Raw genomic sequence first — 23760 nt, forward strand, 5'->3', positions numbered from 1 at the left:
AATCATGATGCGGGCTTTTCAATCGGAAATCGTTGATCTTGGTCAAAGGAGGAGGCGGGCCGCGTCCTAAACGCGCCTTTCCACCGGTGGCGGAAAGGGAATCCGCAGCAGGAATTCAGTGCCCCGGCCCGGCACGGTGCTGACCTGGACACTGCCGCCCAGATCCTCAACCGTCGCCTTCACCGCGCTCATGCCGACGCCTCGGCCGGACATCTCCGACGCGGCCGCCCGCACGCTGACGCCGTCGGCGAAGACCAGATCGGCCAGGTCCCAATCGCGGGCGTCGGCGACGGCAATCTGCTCGGCGCGCTGGCGCAGCAATTCCATGTCGATGCCGGCGCCGTCGTCAGAAATGTGGATATCCAGCGCCCCGTCCTTGTGCTGGATCGCGCAGGTGATGGTGCCGATTTCGGCCTTGCCCGAGGACAGGCGGGAATCCGGGGATTCGATGCCGTGGTCCACGGCATTGCGGAACACATGGCCCAGGGACCGGAGCAGATGGCCGAAGATCTCCGGATCGACCTGGATGTCGTCGCCGGTGACCACCAGGGGGGCGACCTCCTTTTCCAGACGAACGGAAAGGTCCTGGATCATCTTGTCGAATTCCTGGATGGCCTGGCGCAGGGAAATCATGCGGATCGCCGCGATTTCCGCCAGAACCTTCGGAATCTCGCCCTTCTCCAGCAGGCCGCGGGCGAAGCGCTCGAAGCGCTTGGCCTGGTCCATGGAAATGGTGACCACGCCCCGGCGGGCCATGAAGTCGTCGCCAAGCGCCGAGCGCACCGTCTCGAGATCGGCGGCGATCACCGATTGCCAGTCGCGGGCGAACACCTCGGCCGCGATGTGCATGCCGTGCTCCAGGGGCCGGAGCTCGCCTTCAACCTCGTGCAGCATGGCCGGCAGGAGATGGAAGCCCAGCTGGTTGAAGGTGCCCTTGAAGGTATGGATGGCGCGGTACAAGGTCGCCTGGCTCCGCTCGCGCCAGGGAGCGGGACCGTTCTCGACGAAGGCGACGAACTCGTCCACCGCGTTGAAGAAGTCGGTGCTGTTGGTCACGGCCGAAGCGATCATTTCCAGGCGGGTGCGCTCGCGCTCCACCTGGGCGGCCAGCTGCTTTTCCCCGGTCACGTCGGTGAGCACCGCCATGATCGCCCGGTCGAGAAGCTTGAACTCCGCCTTCAGCGTACGCCCCGCCACGGTGATTTCGCCGGGCAGCAGCGACAGGTACAGTTCCGCCCGGAAGACGTCGTCCTCGGACAGCGCTTCCCTGATTCCGGCCCGGATGGTCTCGCGCGCCTGGGGATCGTCCGGGGCGAGCAAGGCGTCGATGGGCTGGCCGGCGGGCGATCCGCCGAAGAACGTCAGGCACGGAAGGCTGAACTCGGGCTCGACGATCAGGTCGGCGCGGAAGGACAGGAAGCCCTGCCCGGAATTGTCCAGCAGGGCGGAAACCTGCTCGCTCTTGTGCTTCACGGTCCCCAGGGTCTCGGCCAGTTCCCTGGTCCTGTCGCGGACCCGTTCCTCCATCTCGGTGTACAGCTGGGCGTTTTCCAGCGAGATGGACGCCTGGGTGGCCAGCAGGTCGAGAACGGCGATGCGGTCGCGGGTGAAGGCGCCCGCCGCCAGGTGGTTCTCCAGGTACAGTACGGCCGACAGGGCGCCATGGGTGACCACCGGCAGGCACATCATGGAATTGACGCCGGAATTGACGGCGTAGCCCTCGGTCATGAAGGGATTCGGGCTGGTGGCGTTGTCGATGACGATGCGTTCGCGGGTACGGACCACGTACTGGAACAGCGAAGGCGGCAGGTCGTCGGGGGTCGGAGCGCGATTGGCGGTGGAAACGGCGATGATGTCGCCTTCGACCACGGCGGTGGCCGCGATGGAGAATCCGCTGTCCTGGCTGAGAATCAGCAGGCCGCGATCGGCGCCGGCATGCTCGACCACGATCCGCAGCAGGGATTCCACCAGCTTTCCCAGCACGATCTCGCCCGAGACCGCCTGCTGGGCCTTGATGACGGTCATCAGGTCCAGGTTTTCCGCCCGCGACGTCGAGCCGGTCAGTTGCAGCGCCGCATTGGCGAGGTGGGGATAGAGCCCCTCCAGCTGGCGGAGCTTGGCCAGCGCGCCCCAGCGGGAATAGCTGTAGCAGGCGTTGCGCAGATAGGTCTCGGCGATGCTGCGCAGCCCCTTGGCCTGGCAGAAAAGCGCGGCGCGTTCGTTGGCGATGGCTTCGCAATACAGCTGGCCGTGGTCGCGGGCCGCCATGATGGCGTCTTCGTACATCCGCATGGCGTCGTTGTCGCCGCCGGTCAGGGCGGCGCACTCGGCTTCGACCAGCAGCGACCGGGCGGCGAAGGTTTCCGGGCAATGGGAGGCCCACAGGCGCAGCTTGCGGCGATGCTCGGCCAGCCAGCCCTCCATCTCCTCGCGGCGGTCGTTGGAGGCATGGGGCAGCAGGGCCGTGATGGACATGGCCGCGAAGAAATGATGCGAGGATTCGATAGCCGACGAGGAAATCTTGGGCAGATGGGGCGCGGTCTGACGGGCCGCCTCCAGGGCTTCCTCGTACCGGCCCATGATGTAGGGGGTGACCTGGCGGATGACGTGGTAGAACGCGACGCCATAGCCGTGGGCGGTCGCCACCAGCGCCTGATAGGAATTCCCGGCGTCGTCGGCGCCCTGCACCCCCGGCGTCACCCGAAGCTGAACCCCCTGCAGTTCGGCCACGAACAGCTCCTGCAGACGGAGCATCAGAACCGCGAAGGGAATGCGGGCGTTGTTGGCGAACGGCATGTACTTGCGCAGTTGCGCCAGAACCGCCTCCAGCGGCTCGCCCTTCTCGAACAGCATCCAGGCCGAGGCGTAGGCCACATAGGCGGCGTAGATCAGGTTGCCCGTGTCCATGCAGGTCCGGAAGGTGTCGTCCAGCACCGGCATGATCTTGGCGATGGGCCGGCTCCAGGGGCCGACGAAATAGCCGTGCCGGAACAGCAAGGTGCCGCGCAGCGGAGCGCTGTCGAAGCGTTCGCCCAGCCGCAGCGCCAGTTCGGAAAATTCCAGTCCGGTGGTGAAGTCCTCGAAGCGCCCCACCAGCGACACGGCATAGCCCGAGAAGGCCGCGCTGGAATCCTCGGTGACGCCGTGGGTCAGCGACAGGTTGATGCCGGCAAGGCCCAGCAAGGGATACAGGTTGGGCCGCACATGGTAGACGGCCGGAATGGCGTCGGCGATCACGCCGATCAGGGCGCTGACGGCGGGGATTCCGCATTCCGGCAGGTTGACCAGATCGGCGACATTGCGGCCTTCGAGGTGGGCGGCCAATTCCCGGCGGGCCGCCACCACGGCCTGGAAGGTTTCCTCTTCGGTTTCCGGGCAGGCCAGGCCGAAGCGGGCCAGCGCTTCCACCGCGACGGCGACTGCCTCGCCATAGCGGCCCGAGACCATGAACATGCGGAAGCGCAGCCGCCAGACCTTGGCCGACAGCTCGTCGGTGGTCGCCTTGCCCAGCAGCATCCCGAACAGTTCGTCGGCCGCCGCATGGTTTCCGACCAGATATTCGCATTCGGAGGTGTCGAGATAGAGGGCGAAGGTCTCGTCGTAGCGCCGCTCCCAGGCATCGTCGGCCAGCAGGTCGCGGGCCTGGACGAAATAGCTGCGGGCCGAGGCGTTGGCCGAGGACGCCTTGGCCCGCCTTGCCGCCCGGGTGTTCAGCGCGCACAGGACGTCCCGCTCGTCCGGATCGGAAATCAGCCCACGCCCGAGATTGAGATGGTGAATGACGTTGAACAGCTGATCGTCCAGATCCTCGGGCGCGATCAGCTCCAGCATCCGGCGGCCGATCCGCAGGTGCATGGGCGCCAGTTCATCGGCGGGAATGGACAGGTAGGCGGCTTCCTGGATCCGGTCGTGAGCGAAGTCGAGCCGCCCCCCCTGGCGGATCAGGAACCCGCTGCGCACGGCGGCGTCGATCCGAAACAGGGTCTCGTCGGCCGGACTGTCGAACGCGGCGGTCAGCAGTTCGAGCGTCGCACCGCTTCCCATGCAGGCGACGCGGCGCAATTCCGCCTGTTCCGCGTCGGGCAGGCGGCGCAGCTTGGCCGCCATCAGGGCAACCACGTTGTCGCTGTAGCCAAGCCGGGCTATGCCGTCCAGGTCCCAGGCCCATTTCGTCCGGGCGCGATCGAACCACAGCAGCTTTTCCTCGGCCAGGGTGGTCAGGAACTGAATGGCGAAAAAGGGATTGCCCGCCGTCCGCTCGAAAATCAGCGCCACCAGCGGGGCGGCCTCGTCGCCCTCGCAGTGCAGGGAATCGACGACCAGACGCTCCAGATCGCCGAAGGCCAGCGGCTTAAGCACGATGTCCTCGACCCTGGCGCCGCCCTTCCTGATGCCCTCGATGGTCTGCAGCAACGGATGGGACGAATCCACCTCGTTGTCGCGATAGCTGCCGATCAGCAGCAGATCGCGCATCTCGGGATGGGTCATCAGATGCTCCAGCAGCTTCATGGAGCCGCTGTCCATCCACTGCAAATCGTCGAGGAACAGCACCAGAGGCTGCTCGGGCCGGGCCAGGACGTTGATGAACCGCCGGAACGCCGTGAAGAAGCGCACCTGCGTCTCGCTGGTCGGCAGCTTGGGCAAGGGCGGCTGCGAGCCGATCACCAGCTCCATTTGCGGGATCAGGTCGATGATCAGCCGGCCGTGCCCCCCCAGGGCCTGGACGAAAGCCTCTTTCCAGCGCCGGATGTCGCTTTCCGGCGTGGCCAGGATCTGGCGGATCAGGGAATGGAAGGCCTGGGCGAACGGCGCATAGGGAATGTCGCGCTTGTGCTGGTCGAACTTGCCGGCCCCGAACAGGCCGTCGCGCTCGACCATGATCGGCAGGATCTGGCTGATCAGGGCGGACTTGCCGATGCCCGAAAAGCCGGCGACCAGCACCAGTTCGGGTTTCCGCTCGTCGGCCACCCGCGCGAAGGCGGCCTGCAGGCGCTCGGATTCGGCCTCGCGCCCGTACAGGCGCTCCGGAATGGCGAGCTGGCCCGAATGGTCGGCCTGCCCCAGCGGAAACTCCATGATCCGCCCGTCGGCGCTCCAATTGGCCAGACAGTGCTCCAGGTCGGCGGCCAGCCCGTCGGCGGTCTGGTAGCGGTCCTCGGCCGTCTTGGCCAAAAGCTTCATGATGATGGCGGAAATCTGGGGCGGCACCCCGACCGCCCGTTCATGGGGCGGGGTGGCCCGGCGGGCGATATGGCAATGGACCCATTCCATCGGGTCCGAGGCGGTGAACGGCCGCAGCCCGGTGAACAGCTCGTAGAGAATCACGCCCAGCGAATACAGGTCGCAGCGCGAATCCACCGACCGGTTCATGCGTCCGGTCTGCTCGGGGGCCATGTAGACGACGGATCCGGCCAGGGGGCCGGCCATTTCGCTGTGGCGCTGTTCCCGCCGCAAGGCCGATGCCGATCCGAAACCGGTGAATACCGCGCTTTGGCGGCTTTCATCGAAAAGGATATGAGCCGGGGTCACATTCTTGTGGAACAGACCGGCCGCGTGGATATTGCCCAGGCTCCGCGCCACGGCGACGGCCACGCGCAAAAGCCGGGCGACCTCGGCCGGGCGCAATGTGCGCGGCCCCGAGGCGATCAGGCGCGACAGGGGCTCTCCCCCGGGATCGGCAAGGATCAGCACCGGACGGCCGGCGATCTCTTCAAGCCCGGTGGGAACGACCGCCCAATCGGGGGCCAGCTCGGTGCGCAGGTCGTATTCGCGGCGCAGCTGGGCGACGATCGCCGCCGGCGGCCGGTCGGAGGCCGCGGCGCGCAGCAGGACGGTTTCCCCCCGTGGGCCGGCGCCGCGCGACAACACGGTCCCATCGTCCTGGCAGACGATATCCGCGACGCTAATGCCCAATGACGAGAACATGGATCCCCAAACCTTCGCCCTCCGTCGCCCATCATAATGGGCGGGCTGAAGATTACGTGGTTTTTATCCAGGGTTCAATTGCGTGACTCGCTCCTGACGTGCAGTGTTGCAAGAAGAATATGAAAACGCCACAACACCGCCACCAGCGGCATGAATAACTAAAAGATCAAGGGAAATAGCGGGAAACAGCGGCATTATTATTAAAATTCCAGTGCGCACGAGCACCAGCCGTCGACTGCCGCAATATGACTAATACTTTACAATACAGGCAGAATTACCATCAATCAACCTTCAGACCTCTATCATTTCCATACGGGACAAAACATTACACGCATCACTCCCTTGGCTACTGCCAGCAACCACGAAACGCCGCCCCCCTTGCATCACGCCTTTTGTGAGCCAAATCATACCCGACAATTCCATTCGGGAATTAGAGTGGCGATGGATCATTGGAAGGAGCGATGAAGGCCGTGTGGCGAATCTTGGCGCTTATCCTGGCGATGGGGGTGGCGGCGTGTTCCACCAAGCCGCCGCCCCCTGTCGCGCCGGCGGAAACCCCCATCCCCAAGCCCCCGCCGCCCCGCCCCGAGCCTCCGCCACCGGCGCGTCCCGCCCCGCCGCCCGCCGTCTCTCCCGAAAGCCTGGGCGGGCTGAACCGCGACGAGGTGCGCGCCCTGTTCGGCCCCCCGACCAGCGAGACCACGCGCGCCATGGGCACGATCTGGCGCTATCGCCGGGGTGAATGCGCCTTGTCGCTGGTCTTCTATCCCGAGGTGGGAACCGAGATCGAACGGGTTCTCAGCTACGAATTCGAGCGGGGCAAGGATGCCGCCGGCTGCATCAAGCGCCTGCGCGACAGTGGAGGCCGCAATGGGAAGTGAGGCCGCCTTGATCGGCATCGTCGATGACGATCCTCTTTTCCGCGAAACCCTGGCGGGAAACCTGGGCGATGCCGGCTATGGCGTGCGCGCCTGGGCCGACGGCGAGGATTTCCTGGAGGCCATGGCGCGAGACGAACAGCCGGACCTGTTGCTGCTGGACTGGAAGATGCCGGGGCTCAACGGCATCGAGGTGCTGCGCCGGATGCGCGCCGCCCAGATCGCCCTGCCGGTGATCTTCCTGACCGTGCTGAGCGACCAGATCTTCGAGGAGGCGGCCCTGCTGGGCGGGGCCGTCGACTTCATCGAGAAGTCGCGCAGCTTCACCATCCTGGAACGGCGCATCCAGCTGATCTTGGGGCGCGGCAAGACCACCGGGCCCGAGGCCGAGGCCGCCACCATCCGCCAGGGAGAACTCGGACTGGACGCCGACAGCCGCCGCGCCCAATGGCGGGGGCGGCCGGTGGACCTGACGGTGAACGAATTCGCCATGGTCCAGGCCCTGGCCGCCAAGGCCGGGCGCGACATCAGCTACCGCGAACTCTATGACGCCGGGCGGGGCAAGGGCTTCCACGGCGGAGCCGGCGAGGACGGATACCGCACCAATGTCCGCGCCGCCATCAAGCGTATCCGCGAGAAGTTCAAGGCGGTCGATCCCGATTTCGAGCAGATCGGCAACTATCCCGGCTTCGGCTACGTCTGGCAGGCGGAGCGCGATGGCTAACCTGCGATCCTTCGCCGCCAAGCTGGTCAGCATCGCCCTGATCTTCGCCGTGGTCCCGGTCCTGCTCTACCTGAGGCTGGAGGCGGCGGAGAACCAGCGCAACGCCCTGATGCTGCGTCTGGCCCAGGAACAGGGGCGGCTGGTGGGCGAGGCGCTGTTCCCCCTGCTCGACCAGTTCTCGCCGCGCAACGCCGAGAGCATCGACCCGGCGATGAAGCGTCTGGCCGAGGGCGGCATGTCGGTCAAGGTGCTGTTCCGCCCCCATCCGACCTCCCCCGCCCAGGCCACCGGCCCCCGCTCCTTCCTGCTGGTCGCCTCGGCCCCCGAGGCCGGGCCGCAGGAAGCCCGCGCCGCCATGGAAAGGCTGGTGGACAGCGGCGTGCTGGCCCAGCTGGCCGCCAGCTGCGAGGGCCGCGCGCCCCTTGCCCTGCGGCTGGCCGGCGCCCCCGAGGAAACCGAACTCCTGACCTTTCTGGCGCCCCACGCCACCCGTCTGGGCTGCTGGGTGGTGCTGACCGCCCAGCCCACCGGCAGCCTGCCCGAGCAGGTGATCGGCCGCCCCTACTGGCAATCGCCCGATCTCCAGGTGGCGGCGTCCATCTATCTGCTGATGGCGGTGCTGGTGCTGTCCATCTTCACCGACGCCTGGAGCAACCTGCGTCGTTTCCAGGACGTGGCCCGCTCGGTGATCAGGGGCGAGGCCAAGGTCTCGTTCGCCGAGGGGAACCGGGTGCCCGAACTGGCCGAAGTGGCGGTCGAGCTGGATTCCATGGTCGCCACCCTCAAGCGTTCGGAAGGATTGCTGCGCCAGGCGGCCGAAGAGAACGCCCACGCGCTGAAGGCCCCGCTGGCGGTAATCTCCCAGTCGCTGGAGCCGCTGGGGCGCGCCATCCCCCCCGACAACGCCCGGGCGACGCGCGCCCTGGAGCTGATCGGCCAGTCGGTGGAGCGCCTCGACGGCCTGGTCTCCACCATCCGGCGCGCCGACGAGACCATCGCCGCCCTGATCGACCACCCCCGCGACCGGATCGAGGCCTCCGCCGTGCTCAACCGGCTGGGACGGGGCTACGTCCGCATGGCGGCCGAGCGCTCCATCGGCCTGGAAATGGGCGTCGCCGCCGGATTGTGGATTTCGGGCAGCGACGAGATGCTGGAGGTCATCGCCGAGAACCTGCTGGACAACGCCATGGACTTTTCGCCCCCCGGCGGGCGCATCGCCATGGATCTGCGCGCCGAGGGCGGCATGGCCGTGCTGCGGGTCACCGATGACGGTCCCGGCGTGGCGGCGGCCGACCTGGAACGCATTTTCGAGCGCCATATGTCGCGGCGGCCCGAGGGTCAGGGCGGCGAGGTCGAGCATTACGGCCTGGGCCTGTGGATCGTGCGCCGCAATGCCGAGGCCATGGGCGGGCGCGCCTGGGCCACCAACGCCCCCGGCGGCGGCCTGTCGGTCTCGGTCGCCCTGCCGCTCAGCGACTGAGCCCCCCGTCACAGCATTATCACAGCCTTCTCACCCCCCGGTCCCGGTCCCCGGCGTATTCCTATCAGGGATGGGCTCGTCCCAGCTTTGAAGGAATAAGAATATGACTATCCGCTCCAAGATCCCTGCCGTCTCCGTGGTCGTCCTGGCCCTGGCCCTGTCGGGCTGCGCCAACATGACCAACCAGCAGCAGCGGGCCCTGTCGGGCGGCGCCATGGGCGCGGCCGGCGGTGCCGCCATCGCCGCCATGGCCGGCGGCGGTCTGGTGACCGGCGCCTTGATCGGAGCCGGCGGTGGCGCCGCCATCGGCGCCCTGCTGCCCGACGGCTGGAACAACCACAAGTCGTCCCAGAACACGGCATCCAAGTAGAACCGTCAGGAGGCGGTCATGAACACTTCGATCCTGCGCAATTCCCTGCTGGCCGCAGCATGCGCCATGACGCTGGCCAGCCCCGCTCTCGCCGATCCGCCGTGGCGCCATGACGGCCCGCCCGGCTGGTCCAAGCATCATCACGGCTGGTCGGATCATCGCGGCTGGCGCGACCGGGACGGCTGGTCCGGCTATCGCTATTACGGTCCGCCGCCGGTGGTCTACGGCCGCCCCCGGGTGATCTACGTGCCCCCGCCGGTGGTCTACGTGCCCCAGCGCCCCGGCATCACCATCAACCTGCCTCTCGACCTGCAGTAGGAGGAAAGCATGCAGACGCTGACCGTCCCCCGCGACGCCATCGCTTCCGGCGAGATCGACCTCGAGCTGCTGCTGCTCATCGCCCGGAAGGAAGCCTCCATGAGGTGGCCCGACACGCCGGAAGGCCCCGACCTGTCTGCAGACGCCGAGCCGGTCTGGTCGCTGCCCGCCGGCCTCGACCTCCGCCATTCCTGCGACCTGGACTGGGTCAGCCGGGTGGCGGCGGCGGGATAACCGCGACCGGACACGGGCGGCATGCCCCCGCCGGAAGACCGGCGGGGGCTGCTGTGCCATCCATGATGGCGGTCACGAAAGGCCGCCCTCGTCCAGGCGCATCTTGAGGCGAGCCAGTTCGGGGGCGCTGCGCACGCCCATCTTCTCCAGCACCTTGGCCCGGTGGGTTTCGACGGTACGCACGCCGATATCGAGCCGGATGGCGATCACCTTGTTGGAATGTCCCTGGGCGACCAGGCCCATGACCTCCTGTTCCCTGGGACTGAGCAGATTGAAGCGGCTGCGGATCTCGCTGACTTCGAGGGAAAGCCGACGAGCCCGGCGGTCACGCTCGATGGCTTCGCGAATCCGCTCGATCAGCACATCCTCGTCGAAGGGCTTCTGCAGGAAGTCCACCGCGCCGGCCCGAAAGGCCGTCACCGCCGCGTCCACGTCGCCATGGCCGGTGATGATGATCACCGGCAGGGTCAGCCCGTGCCGGATCATCTCCTGCTGCAGGGACAGGCCGTCCTGGTCGGGCATGCGGATGTCGATGACGGCGCAGCCGCCCTGGTCGGAATCGACGGCGGCCAGGAATTCCCGGGCCGAAGCGAAACTGCGCACCGGCAATCCGGCGAGGTCCAGATGGACCGACAGGGCGTCGCGCACGGCCGCGTCGTCGTCGATCACGAAAACGGTGGATTGTTCATCGGGCATGGCGGTCATCATGGCTGGTGGCGATGGGAAGGGTGAAGCGAAAGATGGTGCCGCCCTCGGGCAACCGGTAGCCGGTCAGGACTCCCCCGTGGGCTTCGACGATGGAGCGCGCGATGGACAGGCCCAATCCCATGCCGGTCGCCTTGGTGGTGACGAAGGGAATGAACAGGTTGCGCTCCACCAGATCGGAAAAGCCGGGGCCGGTGTCGCGCACCGCGATTTCCACCAGGCCGGGCTCGCCTTCCTGCGCCGACAGGGTGATCAGCCGCTGGCCGCTGGCCGAGCCGATCAGCGCCTCGGCGGCGTTGCGCACCAGGTTCAGCAGAACCTGCTGCAACTGGATGGGATCGCCTGCCACCGGCGCAAGGCCGGCGGCGACGTCGGTGACGATGACCACGCCGTGCTGGCGGACGCCCGGACCGGCCAGGATCAGGCTGTCGGCCACCAGCCGGGCGACGTCGACGTTCTCGGTGCTGCGTTCGCCCTTGCGCACGAAGTCGCGCAGGCTGCGCATGACGCGGTCGGCCCGCTCGGCCTGGGCCACCGTCTTGTCCAGGATGTCGGCCAGCTGCGGCGACGCGCCATCGCGCCGGGCGATCTTCCGCGCCGCCCGGGCATAGCTCATGGTCGCCGCCAGCGGCTGATTGATCTCGTGGGCCAGGGCGGCGGTCATCTCGCCCGCCTCGGTCAGGCGGGACGCATGGGCAAATTCGTCCAGACGCTCGCGGACCCAGGCCTCGACCCGGCGGCGCTCGGTGACCTCGGCGCCCAGCAGCAACCCGGTGACGGTGAGCGCCAGCATCAGGAACTGGAAATGGGTCATCCTCGCCGTCTCGATGTCCACCACCTGAATGGCGACGATCAGACCGACCTGGGTGACCAGGGCCGCCAGCGCCGCGCCGGTCAACCCATGGCGCGAGGCGACCCAGACCACCGGCAGGAACAGGAGGTAGAAATACTCGTAACGGTCAGACGCCAGCGGCCCGAACACGATCCACAGCGCCAGGACGATGGCCCCTGCCTGGGCCATGGCCTCGGGGACGCCCTGCCAGGAAAGGCGGAGCGGCCAGCAGCGCCGCCCCAGCAGGATCACCGGCGTCAGAACCATGATGCCGATGACCTCGCCCACCCAATAGCGCAGCAGGATCGGAATGAAATCGTCCCAGGAGAACAGGCCGATTCCCATGAAGATGGCAATGTATCCGGTCCCGACCACGGCCGCCGCGATGCCGCTGCCGCCCATCAGCAGGGCGATGTCGCGCAACCGCTCCAGATCCCGCCGCAATCCCAGGCGGTGGCACATGATCCTGGCGGCAAGGCCGTAGGTTCCCGCCACCAGCGCGTTCGACACCAGGGTCGCCCATAATTCGACCGGCAGGTCGCGCACCAGCGCATCCCCCGCCGTCAGGGCAAGCCAGACCACCGGCAGCATGCGGGAACCAAACGCGATCAGCACGCCCATGGCCAGGCCGGCCGGCGGATTCCACGGCGTGATGTTGAGCGGCGACAGCTCGTGGATGAAGCTGATCCAGTCGAGGAACAGATGGGCGGTCAGATAGACGGCGATCAGCCGGAAATCCTTCGGCACGGCGGCCCTTCCTCTCTGGCGACCACTCGATGGTAGCAGCACAAGCGGCAGGATGCACCCGGCCCGGCCTTCCGCAAGAATACGGAGAGACCGGGATAATAAGCCGAGATTACAAGCCCTTATCCTACGGGAGCAACGGTCTCCGTAGTCTCCGGAGTCGACGGTGGAGCGATATTTCCGAAATCCTGGCCTCAGGCACTGAAATCACCGCGAGGCACGCATGGCTCCTCATTTGCGCGTTCCCGTCCCGGGCGACGAGAAATCCCGGCGATGACGACGGTCCGGAGAATTCTGCTGACCACCGACCTGGAGCCCCATTCGGACAGGGCCATGGAGCGGGCCGTGCAACTGGCGCGGCAGCACTGCGCCATTCTGACCGCCCTCTACGCCATCCGCACCGGGGCCGAGCGCAAGCCCCTCGACAATCTGCCGCCCCACCATATCGAGGCGGAGATGGCGCGGCATCTGGAAAAGATCCCCGGCGCCGCCGACCTGCCGCTGGTCGTGGTGGCCACCGGGGGGCCGGTGGGGCCGTCCGTGGCCCGCTATGCCGATCTGTGGAGCGCCGACCTGCTGGTGGCCGCCGGGACCGACCCCACCGACGGGCTGGGCCAGACCTCCACGGTGGAGAAGATCGGCGTCGTCGCGCGCATCCCCCTGCTGGCCGTGGTGGACAAGCCGTTCGCCCCCTATGCCACCGCCCTGGTGCCGGTGGATTTCTCGAAGCTGTCCCGCCCGGCCCTGGACGCCGCCCTGACCATGGTTCCGGATGGGGTGGTCAAGCTTCTCCATGTCTATGACGCGCCGCTGGTGGCCTCGCTCGCCGGCCCGGAAAGCGCCGAGGGCAGCTTCGCTGAAGACTTCATCCGCCTGACGGACGGCCTGCCCCTGGATGAGCGGCCCGTAGCCACCTCCGTCCGCCTGGGCGGCCCGGTCGAGGGGATCATCCTGGAAAGCCGGATGCCGCCCCGGCCCGACCTCATCGTCATGGGCTCGGCCGGGCGGCACGGCCTGGGCCGCGCCCTGTTCGGCAGCACCGCCCACGACGTTCTCGAACACATGCCCTGCGACGTACTGATCGTGCCGGGATAAGCCCGGTCAACCGCGAAAGACACCGAAAGGAACTCCCGGCCGCATGCCGCATGCCACTCCGCTGATCACCACCATCGTCGCCGGTATCGGCCTCGCCTTCATCTTCGGCGCCGTCGCCGTCCGGCTGCGCATCCCGCCGCTGGTCGGCTATCTGCTGGCCGGCATCATGGCCGGACCGTTCACGCCGGGCTTCGTCGCCGACCAGACGCTGGCCCCCCAGTTGGCCGAAATCGGCGTCATCCTGCTGATGTTCGGCGTCGGCCTGCACTTCTCGCTCAAGGACCTGCTGTCGGTCAGCACCATCGCCATCCCCGGAGCCATGGTCCAGATCGCGGCGGCCACCGTCATGGGGCTGGGCCTCGCCCTGCTGATGGACTGGCCGGTGCCGGCCGGGCTGGTGTTCGGCCTGGCCCTGTCGGTGGCCAGTACGGTGGTGCTGCTGCGCGCCCTGCAGGAACGCCGCGAGATCGACACCGGCCGGGGCCGCATCGCCGTCGGCTGGCTGATCGTCGAGGACCTGGCCATGGTCCTGGCCCTGGTGCTGCTGCCGGCCCTGGCAGGCGCGGTCAACGGCCATGACGGCCTGGAACGGGACTGGGTCGCCACCCGCCTCAACCTGGGCCTGGGAGGCACGCTGGCCCTGACCCTGGCCAAGGTGGCGGCTTTCGTCGCCTTCATGCTGATCGTCGGGCGGCGGGTGATCCCTTGGATTCTCCACACCGTGGCCCATATGGGCTCGCGCGAGCTGTTCCGCCTGGCGGTCCTGGCCATCGCGCTGGGCGTCGCTTTCGGGGCGGCCAAGCTGTTCGGAGTGTCGCTGGCCCTGGGCGCCTTCTTCGCCGGCATGGTGCTGAGCGAATCCGAACTCAGCCATCAGGCGGCACAGGAATCCCTGCCGCTGCGCGATGCCTTCGCCGTGCTGTTCTTCGTCTCGGTCGGCATGCTGTTCGATCCCAACATCGTCTGGCGCGAGCCGCTGCCCTTCCTGGGAACCCTGTTCATCATCCTGTTCGGCAAGTCCATCGCCGCCTTCCTGATCGTCCTGGCCTTCCGCCATCCGGTCCGCACCGCGCTCACCATTTCGGCCAGCCTGGCGCAGATCGGCGAATTCTCGTTCATCCTGGCGGAACTGGGCGTCAACCTCGACCTGCTGTCGTCTCGCGCCCGCGACCTGATCCTAGCGGGCGCCATCGTCTCCATCCTGCTCAATCCCCTGATGTTCGCCGCCATGGACCGTCTCCTGAAGCGCCTTGAAAAGCGCGACAAGGAGCGGGGGCCGGCAGAGATCGCGCCGGAAGCCATATCCCCCGCCGACGCGTCTCTGCCGGTCACTTCGCTGGAAGGCCACGTGGTGCTGGTCGGCTATGGCCGGGTCGGCAGCCTGATCGGCGCCACCCTGATCGAGCGTCAGACCCCCTTCCTGGTGATCGAGGATACCGACACCATCGTCGCCCAGCTGCGCAAGACGGGCGTCGAGGTGATCGATGGCAACGTCGCCAAGCCGCAGATCCTCAAGGCCGCCAACCTGGCCAAGGCCAGCTGCATGGTCGTGGCCATCCCCAACGCCTTCGAGGCCGGTCAGGCGGTTCAGCAGGCCCGCGCCGCCAACCCGTCGCTCAGGATCATCGCCCGCGCCCATTCCACGCCCCAGGTCGAGCACCTATCCGGCCTGGGGGCCGACATCGTGGTGATGGGCGAGCGCGAGATCGCCCGCGGCATTACCGAGAGGCTGCTTGCCGAGACCGACGATTCGCCCCCGCATGCCCCTCCGCTTCCGGCGCCCTGAGCATGGCGCGTCCGTCCACGCCGAACACAACCCTGCCAGGAAGGACGGACACATCGAGATCAACTTGAAATGATAATAACAATCCGCGATCATTTACCCGAGTTCGGAGCTTGCCATTCTCCCTGCCTGCCCTACGGTGTCGGGAGGATGGGCAGGGACGGGCCCAGGCATCGAGGCCGAGGAAACCGGCAGTCCGGCGGAGTGAAAAACTGGTGGGGGGAATGGGAAAACCCGAGGATCGGCTGGTGAAGGCGCCGGCAAGCCATGACCGCCGCCCCCGCCTGATGGTGCTGGAGGACGATCCGGTCACCCGGTCGATGATCGCGCGGTACTTCACCAATGACGGATTCGATGTCCAGGAGGCGGCTTCGGCGGCGGAATGCCGCGCCATCCTCCGGCGGAGCGCGGTGGACCTCATCTTCGCCGACATCCATCTGCCCGACGCCAACGGCATCACCCTCGCCCAGGAAATCCGGGCGGAAAGCCCCGTGGGCATCATCTTCGTCACCCAGCAGGACAACGAGGTCGACCGGGTGGTCGGCCTGGAGACGGCGGGCGACGATTACGTCACCAAGCCGGTCAACCTGCGGGAATTGATGGCGCGGTCGCGGGCCTTGCTGCGCCGGCGCAGGCTGGACAGCGCGCCGGGCAACCGCCGTGCCATCATGACGTTCGGTTCCTATATCCTGGACCTGACCCGCCGGGAGCTGTCCGTCAGTTCGGGCGGGCAGATCCCCCTGACCCGGGGTGAGTTCGATCTGCTGGCGGCGTTGGTGGAGGCCGGGGGGCGCCCGCTCTATCGCGATTTCCTGGCCGAGGTGGTCAGCTCGCGTCCGGGCGAAAGCGATACGCGCACCGTGGACACGCTGGTTTCGCGCCTGCGCCGGAAACTGAACCACCAGGACGACGGCAGCGCGATGATCGTTACCGTCACCGGGATCGGCTACCGATTCGGAATCGTCGTGGATTCGGCGTAGCCGGCGGCCATGCGCCGGGCGATCCGGGTAATCTCGCGCAATCCCGTCCGTCGGGCCTCGCGCAGCAGGGCGACCTGTTCCACCAGCCACGCCTGGGAAGCCTGGGCGGCGCCCGCCTCGATGATCGAGGCCATTTCCGTCACGTCGCGCAGGCAAAGCGATCCGGCCGCGCTCCGCAGCCGGTGAGCCTGCGCCGCGACCGCCGGCCTGTCCCCCGCTTCGGCGGATTCCTCCATGGCCCGGACCATCCCGCGTGATGTCCGCTGGAACAGCCGCGCCAGCCGGATCACCTCGTCCAGCCCAAGGATATCGAGCTGCAACGCCAGATGATCCGTATCCACGGGCCGGGGCGGAATGGCGGACGCTTCCGTCGCCGCCAGGGCGGCGCCCAGTTCCTCGATCCGCACCGGCTTGGACAATTCGCCGTCCATGCCCGCCGCCCGGCATTGGCGCCGAATATCGTCGGTAAGGTCCGCCGTCATGGCGATTATCCGCAGGTGCGGCCCCCGCCCGCCCTCCAGTTGCCGGATGCGCCGGGCGGCGTCCATGCCGTCCATGCCGGGCATGCGCAAATCCATGAGGACGACGTCGAACTCGCCGGTCGCCACCGCCTCGATCGCCGCCTCGCCGCTGCTTGCCTGGGCCGGACCATGCCCCAGGCGGACGAGCAGATGCCGGGCCACGGCCAGGTTGATCTCGTCGTCGTCCACCACCAGGACACGAAGGCCGAAGCCCGACGGGCCGGATGGAAGGGACGGGGAAACGGCGGGGGCCGTCCCCGTCTCCACCTTGAGGGCGAGGCGAAAGGAGCTGCCGGCGCCCGCCTCGCTCGCCACGGACAAGGTTCCCCCCATAAGGGCAGCCATGCGCCGGGAAATGGCCAGTCCCAGCCCGACGCCGCCGTGTTTCCGGGTAATGGAATCGTCGGCCTGGACGAAATCGCCGAAGATGGCGTCGCGAAGGTCGGCGGCAATGCCGATGCCGGTGTCGGCGACCTCGATGACCAGCGCCCCTCCGCATTCCTCGGGAGCGAAGGTCACCGTCACCGAAATCCCGCCCTGTTCGGTGAATTTGACGGCGTTGCCCAGAAGATTGATCAGGATGCGCGACAGCTTGGTGTGATCGCAGCGGACCCAGACCGGCCCCTCGGGCTCGACGGCGAGGGTCAGGCCCAGCCCCTTGGCCAGCGCCTGTGTCCGAATCAGATCGACCGCCTCCTCGGCGAGACGGTGCAGTTCGACGTCGTCCTGACTCAACTGCTGCTCGCTGGCGCCGTCGCGGCCGTAGACCAGAATGCTCTCGACCAGATGCCGCAGGGTCTCGCCGGCTTTTTTCGCGGTGGCCAGCAATTCGCGCGGGCCGTGATCGAGCCGTTGCGGATCAAGCAATTGCAGCATGCCGAGCAGACCGTTGAGCGGCGTGCGGATTTCATGGCCGATGATGGCCAGGAAGCGGGACTTCATCTGGGCCGACGCTTCCGCGTCCTCCTTGGCCCGGCGGGCCTCCTCCTCGCCGGCCAGGGCCCGCAGCTTGGCGGCCTCGGCTTCGGATGTCTTGGCCGCCACCTGCCGGGTCAGCTCCTGCTCGCGGCGCAGGTAATAGGCCCGGCGCGCCACGGCCGCGCCCGCCACGGCGCCCAGGACCGCCACGCCCGCCAGCAGGCGGAACCACCACGTCTGGTACCAGGCCGGCAGGACACGGACGTCAAGACGGCTGGGGGGCTCGGTCCAGGCGCCGGTGCTGTTGCTTCCCCGCAGTTCCAGGCGATAAAGCCCCGGTGAAAGATTGGTGTAGCCGATGGTGCGGTTCTGGGCGCTGGCCGCGATCCACTCCCCGTCATTGCCGATCAGGCGGTAGGCATAGCGGTTGCGCTCGGGTGCCGAGAAGTCCAGCGCCGCGAAATCCACCTGGAAGCCGCCGTCCTCGGGACGGATGACGATTTCATTCTTGCCGTTCGCCGTCCGCCCGCCGACCCGGATATCGGTCACCACCACCGGAGCGCGGTAGGTCCAGGTGGGGGGCGGAACGGGACGCAGGGCGACCATGCCGCCGAAGCCACCCATGACCACCGTGCCATCGGACAACCGGGTGGACGCTCCGGTCCAGAATGTCTGGATCTGCACGCCCTCGGCCGGGCCGAGAGTGCGCACGGCCAGGGTTTGCGGATCGACCAGGGCCAGACCGTCGCCGGTTCCCGCGATGATTCCGCGTTCGCCGCCGTCGATCACCGACAGGACGGTGCCGTTGGGCAGGCCGCTGGCGTTTCCCAGACGCAGGAAGCGGGGCTTGCCGTCCCGCCTGGCGTCGAGAATGCCGATGCCGTTGCTGGTGGCCAGCCATATCCGGCCGAAACGGTCTTCGGCGATGCCGTTGACCGTGTTGCTGGGCAGGCTCTCGGGATCGTCGGGATCGTTCAGGAAGCGGCGGAAGGTCCCTTTCCCCGCATCCTCGAGCAGGTTCAGCCCCCGCTGCGTTCCCACCCACAGCCGCCCGGCGCTGTCGTAGTGCAGGGCGTGCACGCTGTTGCCGCTGAGACTGGCCGGGTCGTCGCGGTCGAAATGGAAGGTCTGTGCCGGCCCGCCGTCTCTGGGAATCCGCATCAACCCCATGTAGCCGCCCGCCCACAGCGCGTCCTTGTCCTGGAGCAGCGCCCAGATATTGGCTCCGGCCAAAGGCGCGTAGGGCGTGGTCAGTCCGGTCGCGGCATCGACCTGGAACAGGCCGCCGGTCTGGCCGATCCACAAGCGGCCGTCGCCGGTTTCGGCAATGGCCTGGATGACGCCGCCCGGCAATTGGCCGGGGCCACGGCCCGGGGCCACGGTTTTCACCACGCCGGCCGCCGGATCCAGCAAGGCCAGCCCCTCGGCGCGGAATCCCAGCCAGACCTTGCCGTCCCCGGTGGCCAGGACGCTGCGCACATCCTTTCCCGGCAGGCCGCCGGGCGTGCCGCGCACCACGGTGAGAACGCCACGGTTATTGGGAATATGGCGGTGAATGCCGCGAAGGCTGCTGACCCAGACCAGGCCGGCCCGGTCGACCAGCATGTCGGTGACCGAATTGTCGCCTAAGCTGGTGCCGATGGTCGGATCATGGGAGATCTGGCTGACCTCGCCGGTGTCCTGGCGCAACTCGCGGATGCCGCCGCCGTAATCGGCGATCCACAGCACTCCCGGCCGGGGCTGGATCATGGCGGTGACGCGGTAGCCCGATTGCGGCAGGGCCGAGACGAGAACCGCCTGGCCGTTGCTCTCGACCCGTCCGACCAGCCCCCGCCGGGTCGCGAACCAGACCCGGCTCTCGCCGTCCTCGAACAGGGCGGAGACCATGTCGCCATCGGCCTGGGCGGGCAAGGCCACCGGCTCGAACAGCCGCCGGGCGCCGCGCTGGCGCATCAGGCCGTTGACCGTTCCCGCCCATACCGCCCCCGACCGGTCGATCAGGACGCTGCCGACCTCGCCGGCGGGCAGGCCCGTCTCGTGGCGCCAGACCTTGGCGGCGACGTCCAGGCGCGCCAACCCCTGGCGTCCGGCCAGCCATATGCCGCCCGCGCCGTCGCCGCTCATGCCGTTGGGCCGCTCGAAGCCGCCGCCCGGATTGGGATAGGAGACGAAGCCCCGGATGGTTTCGTCGTAGCGAACGACGATCCCCGACACGGTCCCGAACCAGACCTGCCCCTGCCCGTCGGCCAGCGCCGAGGTGACGATGTTTTCCGGCAGGGAATTGGGGTCGTTGTCGTCGTGGCGGAAGACCGTCATGCGGTATCCGTCCCACCGGGCCGCCCCGCCGGGCGTGGCCACCCAGATGAAGCCATGGCGGTCCTGGGCCAGCGCCAGCGCCACGGGATAGGGCAATCCGTCGGCGGGCGTCAGGTGCCGGAAGACCGGCGGCGCGACGCCATCCCAGGACTGCGCGGCCCGGCTCCCTTCGGCGAAGGCCATTCCCGAGCCGAGGCACAATGCCAGCATCAACAGCCTGATCAGACGCACCCCACCCTCTTTCGAACCCGCATCCGGTCCGAATCCTATCCGGTCCGAACCGGCAGCGTCCAGCCGGGCCGGCCTTCGCCGCCCCTTGATGTGAACAGCCGTCCACAGCCCGTCCATATCGTGTCCATACCGCTGACGTAGGGTCGCCGAATGGGACGGATCGACACCGTTGGGGACTGCAATGGCAAACATCATCATCGTCGCGGACCAGCCCGACCAGCCCGAGAGCGTGGCCCGGTATCTCGGCCTGATCGGGATGAACGTTCTTCATGCCCGCTCCGTCGCGGAGCTTGACCGGCTGCTGTCCTCGGTGCCGGTGGATCTGGTGATCCTGGACATCGACAGGGCGGACGAGGACGCCGTTTCCCTGGTCGCCAGGCTGCGCCCGCGTACCGGCGCCGGCATCGTGATACTGATGGCGCATGACGACCTCGAGGAAAAGATCCTGGGCCTGAAGGCCGGGGCCGACACCTGTCTGGTCAAGCCCGTCCCGTTCCGCGAATTCGAGGCGGTGATCCGCAGCCTGCTCCGCCGCCTGAAGCAGGGGCGGGCGGGCGGCGCCCCGGCCGCCAGCGACCAGAACCTCCCCCGGTGGGAGCTCGCCACCCTGGACTGGTTGCTGACCGCCCCCAATGGCCGCAAGGTGATGCTGAGCAGCGCGGAATTCCGGGTGATCGGAACCCTGTCCGCCAATCCGAAGAATTCGGCAAGCCGCGCGGAACTGGCCGTCGCCCTGGGCAAGAAAGGGGACGTCTATGACGACAACGCCATCAGCACGATCATCACGCGGTTGCGCCGCAAGGTGAAGCAGAAGGCCGGAGAGCCCCTGCCCATCCGCTCGGCCCGGGGCCTGGGCTATGTTTTCGCGGCGCCGCTTTCCTCGCGGCAGAGCGCGGCCTGATCGACGGCGGGGAAGCCCAGGGGGCGGTCATCCCACCGGAATCCGGACCGTGAAGACCGCCCCCTCTCCCGGCGCTCCTCCGACCAGAATCTGGCCGCCATGCTTGTTCACCACCACGTCGTAGCAGATAGCCAGCCCCTGGCCGGTCCCCTTTCCCACCTCCTTGGTGGTGAAGAACGGGTCGAAGATGTGCTGGGCGATGTCGTCGGACACGCCGGTTCCGGTGTCCGAGATCCGGATCTCGGCCCAATCGCCGCATAGCGCGGTTTCCGCGGTGATGGTTCCCGGCAGCGGCTTGCCCGATTCCTCGATGGCATGGGCCGCGTTGACGATCAGGTTCAAGAAGACCTGATTCATCTCGCCGGGATGGCAGTTGACCAACGGCAGGGCCGGGTCGAAACGGGTTTCCATCCGGGCGACGTGCTTCCAGGTGTTGCGGCAGACCACCAAAGTGCTGTCCAGGGCACGATTGATGTCGGCGGCCGTTTTCTGCGACGTGCCGGGATGGGAAAACTCCTTCATGGACAATACGATCCGGGCCACCTGGGCCACGCCCTCCAGGGATTGGCTGACGGCGGGCGGCGTCTCTTCCATGAGGAAATCCAGGCCGGCCGCATCGTAATGGCGCAAAAACTCCTCGGCCTTGCCGGCGGCGGCCTCGGCGGTCCGCACGCCCTGCGCCAGGGCCCGGGCCTCCGCCAGCAGCGGGAACGCGGCTTCGGTGGCCGACTGAATGAAGGTCAGGTTGTCGCCCACATACTGGATCGGCGTGTTGATCTCGTGGGCGATGCCCGCCGCCAATTGGCCGACACTGGCCATGCGCGACGCCTGAAGCGCCTCGATCTGGGCCTGCTTCAGCGCCTCGGTGCGCTCTTCGACGAGGCGCTCCAGCTGGGCATGCTGATCGGCCAGTTCCAGCTGGGCCTGGCGGGCGCGCTCTTCCGCCCGCGCCTCGCGGGTCACGTCCGCGCCGATGCCGCGATAGCCGATGAAGACGCCATCCTGGTCGTAGAAGGGCATGCCGCTGATGCGCACGATCTTCTCGTCCTTGCCGTCCACCGGACCGATGTGGAACATCAGGTCGCGGAAGGGCCGGTGGTTCGCCAGGTCGTCGGCATGGGTACGCGCCAGGTCCTCTTCGAAATCGGACAGGCCCACGTCGAAATAGGTGTAGCCGAGGATGGCCGACGGCTTGACCCCCAGGATGGCGCCGATGCGGTCGGAGACGAAGGTCAGGCGGTAATCGGTGTCGGTCTCCCAGAACCAGTCCGACGCCGATTCGGCCAGATCGCGGAAACGTCCCTCGCTTTCGGTCAGGGCGGCCTCGCGATGGGCCACCGAACGGCGCATGACCTCGAACGCGGAGACCAGATTGCCGACCTCGTCCGCCGAGGGAGGCGGCAGGACGACGTCATACTGCCCCTTGGACAGCAGGTCGCTGGCCTCCACCAGCCGCCGCAGGGGCGAAATCACCGTCCGGGCCTGCAGCCCGACCACCGCCATGGTCCCCACGATCAGAATCAGGACCACGACCAGTTCGAGGCCGTAGACCACCGAGAGGGCGGGTGCGACGAGGCTCTCCAGGTCGACCTCCACGCTCAGTTCCCCCAGCCGGCGGCCGACGGCGCTGACCTGGGCGACAAGGCGCAGATTCAAGCCGGTGTGGGAATCGGGCTGCATCAGGGGGTAAAGGCGCAGCCCGGCGGAACTGGTCAAGCTCAGCGAGCGCCACCAGGGATGCTGGCCGTTCGACTCGTCCATGGTCTCGTGGATCTTGGCCAGATCGCTGGCCTGCACGTCAGGAGCAATGGCCAGGGCCAGCAGGCTGAGGGCGCGTTGCTCGCTGCTGATCCGCTCGGCCACCAGCGTCTTCTTCAGCGTCTCGAACGCGATGAAGTGCATGGCGGCAAGCACGCAGGCCGCCAGCAGCAGCAGGGGGATGAGGAGTTTGGCCCGGATGCTCATTGTTCGACGTAAAACGCCTCCAGCCCGAGGTTGCGCAAGGCGTCGTAATCGCTGTCCCGAGCGATGCCGATGGTCTTGATGGGGATCCCATCCAGCAGGGCGTCGCCCATCGGCGTCGTCCCCAGGGCGATCATGGCCTGCTGGACCTTCTCCGCCATCTCGGCCGGCACCCGGGGATGGGCCGCCAGGGGATGGGGCGTGTATTGCTCGGTCTCGTAGATGACGGCCAGCCCGTCACGCAGTTCCGGCTTTTGCTGGTCGAATGTCGCGCGGATTCCGCCAGCGGCGTCGGCCTGGCCCATCATGACGTTGAGATAGGCCGAGCCATGGGACTTGACGTAGACCTCGGTGATCCTGATCCCCAGCTTGCGCGAGAATTCGGCGCGGGGAATGAGGGCGGCGCCCATGGCGTTGGGGGCGGGAAACGCCACCTTGCGGCCGTCGAGCATGCGGGCGTCGGTCAGTCCGGAATCCTTGCGCACCACCACGATCCCCGAGAGCTTGTCCTCCACGTCCCTGACCAGGGGCTTGTAGCCCTGTCGCTGATGGACGACCACGTAGTGGTAGGGATTCATGTAGGCGAAGTCGTAAGCGCCGCCGTGCAGCCCCTTCTCGAAGACGGGTATGGTGGTCTCGGTCACCAATGTGAAGCGGGCGCCCGTGGCCGATTGCAGATGATCGACGATGGGCCGCCAGACCGCCTCGATTCGCCGCAGATCGAACTGAGGCACCACCGCCAGGGTGTAGGTGGCCGGCTCGGCCGCCTGCGCCCCAAGGGGCCAGCCGACCAGGAACAGCGCGGACAGTGCCGTCTTGAGGGGGGAGCATGCCATGCCACGC

16 protein-coding genes are annotated in these 23760 nt (G+C 67.6%); 10 read left to right on the forward strand and 6 right to left on the reverse strand.

Translation table 11 applies throughout. The features are described 5' to 3' along the window. Nucleotides 1–66: 66 nt before the first annotated feature. The gene (locus XM1_RS18410) at nt 67–5925 is read right to left on the reverse strand and encodes an AAA family ATPase (protein WP_068436060.1); all 5859 of its coding nucleotides are present in this window, start codon (nt 5923–5925) and stop codon (nt 67–69) included. 470 nt (nt 5926–6395) lie between these two features. Here XM1_RS18410 and XM1_RS18415 point away from each other — a divergent pair, with 470 nt between their 5' ends. The 6 genes from XM1_RS18415 to XM1_RS18440 all read left to right on the forward strand — a co-directional run bounded on the left by XM1_RS18415 (nt 6396) and on the right by XM1_RS18440 (nt 9929). Then, nucleotides 6396–6806: a hypothetical protein gene (locus XM1_RS18415; RefSeq protein ID WP_068438019.1), complete on the forward strand. Its 411-nt coding sequence runs from the start codon at nt 6396–6398 to the stop codon at nt 6804–6806. Continuing rightward, nucleotides 6796–7527, forward strand: a complete 732-nt coding sequence (locus XM1_RS18420) for a response regulator transcription factor (RefSeq protein WP_068436061.1) — start codon at nt 6796–6798, stop codon at nt 7525–7527. The genes XM1_RS18415 and XM1_RS18420 overlap by 11 nt, the downstream gene beginning before the upstream one ends. Continuing rightward, on the forward strand, nt 7520–9007 hold the full coding sequence (locus XM1_RS18425) for an ATP-binding protein (RefSeq protein ID WP_068436062.1): 1488 nt from the start codon (nt 7520–7522) through the stop codon (nt 9005–9007). Before XM1_RS18420 ends, XM1_RS18425 begins: the two co-directional genes overlap by 8 nt. A 103-nt stretch (nt 9008–9110) precedes the next feature. Next, a complete protein-coding gene (locus XM1_RS18430) occupies nt 9111–9377 on the forward strand; it encodes a hypothetical protein (RefSeq protein ID WP_068436063.1) in 267 nt (88 codons plus the stop codon). An 18-nt stretch (nt 9378–9395) separates the two neighbouring features. Then, the gene (locus tag XM1_RS18435) at nt 9396–9695 is read left to right on the forward strand and encodes a hypothetical protein (protein ID WP_068436065.1); all 300 of its coding nucleotides are present in this window, start codon (nt 9396–9398) and stop codon (nt 9693–9695) included. A 9-nt stretch (nt 9696–9704) separates the two neighbouring features. Then, entirely contained in the window at nt 9705–9929 is a 225-nt protein-coding gene (locus tag XM1_RS18440; RefSeq protein ID WP_068436066.1) for a hypothetical protein, read from the forward strand. Between the two features lie 72 nt (nt 9930–10001). On the opposite strand, the gene XM1_RS18445 is transcribed toward XM1_RS18440, so the two are convergent. Next, entirely contained in the window at nt 10002–10625 is a 624-nt protein-coding gene (locus tag XM1_RS18445; protein ID WP_068436068.1) for a response regulator transcription factor, read from the reverse strand. Further along, a complete protein-coding gene (locus tag XM1_RS18450; protein ID WP_231920583.1) occupies nt 10615–12213 on the reverse strand; it encodes an MASE1 domain-containing protein in 1599 nt (532 codons plus the stop codon). Before XM1_RS18450 ends, XM1_RS18445 begins: the two co-directional genes overlap by 11 nt. Before the next feature lie 270 nt (nt 12214–12483). On the opposite strand from XM1_RS18450, the gene XM1_RS18455 reads away from it, so the two are divergent. The 3 genes from XM1_RS18455 to XM1_RS18465 all read left to right on the forward strand — a co-directional run bounded on the left by XM1_RS18455 (nt 12484) and on the right by XM1_RS18465 (nt 16068). After that, nucleotides 12484–13305, forward strand: a complete 822-nt coding sequence (locus tag XM1_RS18455) for a universal stress protein (protein ID WP_068436070.1) — start codon at nt 12484–12486, stop codon at nt 13303–13305. A 43-nt stretch (nt 13306–13348) separates the two neighbouring features. Continuing rightward, on the forward strand, nt 13349–15091 hold the full coding sequence (gene ybaL / locus XM1_RS18460) for a YbaL family putative K(+) efflux transporter (protein ID WP_068436071.1): 1743 nt from the start codon (nt 13349–13351) through the stop codon (nt 15089–15091). 221 nt (nt 15092–15312) lie between these two features. Continuing rightward, nucleotides 15313–16068, forward strand: coding sequence for a response regulator transcription factor (locus XM1_RS18465; RefSeq protein ID WP_068436073.1), 756 nt, complete (start codon nt 15313–15315; stop codon nt 16066–16068). Here XM1_RS18465 and XM1_RS18470 read toward each other — a convergent pair. After that, nucleotides 16035–20054: a hybrid sensor histidine kinase/response regulator gene (locus XM1_RS18470; protein WP_068436075.1), complete on the reverse strand. Its 4020-nt coding sequence runs from the start codon at nt 20052–20054 to the stop codon at nt 16035–16037. The two genes, XM1_RS18465 and XM1_RS18470, sit on opposite strands and share 34 nt — an antisense overlap. 181 nt (nt 20055–20235) lie before the next feature. Here XM1_RS18470 and XM1_RS18475 point away from each other — a divergent pair, with 181 nt between their 5' ends. Then, nucleotides 20236–20955: a response regulator transcription factor gene (locus XM1_RS18475; RefSeq protein ID WP_068436077.1), complete on the forward strand. Its 720-nt coding sequence runs from the start codon at nt 20236–20238 to the stop codon at nt 20953–20955. Nucleotides 20956–20982: 27 nt separating this feature from the next. Here the strand turns inward: XM1_RS18475 and XM1_RS18480 are convergent, their stop codons facing one another. Further along, nucleotides 20983–22920, reverse strand: coding sequence for an ATP-binding protein (locus tag XM1_RS18480; RefSeq protein WP_068436078.1), 1938 nt, complete (start codon nt 22918–22920; stop codon nt 20983–20985). Next, on the reverse strand, nt 22917–23753 hold the full coding sequence (locus XM1_RS18485; RefSeq protein WP_231920584.1) for a phosphate/phosphite/phosphonate ABC transporter substrate-binding protein: 837 nt from the start codon (nt 23751–23753) through the stop codon (nt 22917–22919). The genes XM1_RS18480 and XM1_RS18485 overlap by 4 nt, the downstream gene beginning before the upstream one ends. Nucleotides 23754–23760 lie beyond the last annotated feature (7 nt).

This window comes from Magnetospirillum sp. XM-1, assembly GCF_001511835.1.
In the GTDB taxonomy this organism is placed as follows: Bacteria; Pseudomonadota; Alphaproteobacteria; order Rhodospirillales; family Magnetospirillaceae; genus Phaeospirillum.

Bases quoted from the DNA above. Each gene is read 5' to 3' on its own strand.
- XM1_RS18465 (WP_068436073.1), top strand. From the start codon at position 15,313: ATGGGAAAACCCGAGGATCGGCTGGTGAAGGCGCCGGCAAGCCATGAC.
- XM1_RS18440 (WP_068436066.1), top strand. From the start codon at position 9,705: ATGCAGACGCTGACCGTCCCCCGCGACGCCATCGCTTCCGGCGAGATC.
- XM1_RS18445 (WP_068436068.1), bottom strand. From the start codon at position 10,625: ATGCCCGATGAACAATCCACCGTTTTCGTGATCGACGACGACGCGGCC.
- ybaL (WP_068436071.1), top strand. From the start codon at position 13,349: ATGCCGCATGCCACTCCGCTGATCACCACCATCGTCGCCGGTATCGGC.
- XM1_RS18425 (WP_068436062.1), top strand. From the start codon at position 7,520: ATGGCTAACCTGCGATCCTTCGCCGCCAAGCTGGTCAGCATCGCCCTG.
- XM1_RS18455 (WP_068436070.1), top strand. From the start codon at position 12,484: ATGACGACGGTCCGGAGAATTCTGCTGACCACCGACCTGGAGCCCCAT.
- XM1_RS18475 (WP_068436077.1), top strand. From the start codon at position 20,236: ATGGCAAACATCATCATCGTCGCGGACCAGCCCGACCAGCCCGAGAGC.
- XM1_RS18430 (WP_068436063.1), top strand. From the start codon at position 9,111: ATGACTATCCGCTCCAAGATCCCTGCCGTCTCCGTGGTCGTCCTGGCC.
- XM1_RS18480 (WP_068436078.1), bottom strand. From the start codon at position 22,920: ATGAGCATCCGGGCCAAACTCCTCATCCCCCTGCTGCTGCTGGCGGCC.
- XM1_RS18420 (WP_068436061.1), top strand. From the start codon at position 6,796: ATGGGAAGTGAGGCCGCCTTGATCGGCATCGTCGATGACGATCCTCTT.
- XM1_RS18410 (WP_068436060.1), bottom strand. From the start codon at position 5,925: ATGTTCTCGTCATTGGGCATTAGCGTCGCGGATATCGTCTGCCAGGAC.
- XM1_RS18435 (WP_068436065.1), top strand. From the start codon at position 9,396: ATGAACACTTCGATCCTGCGCAATTCCCTGCTGGCCGCAGCATGCGCC.
- XM1_RS18485 (WP_231920584.1), bottom strand. From the start codon at position 23,753: ATGGCATGCTCCCCCCTCAAGACGGCACTGTCCGCGCTGTTCCTGGTC.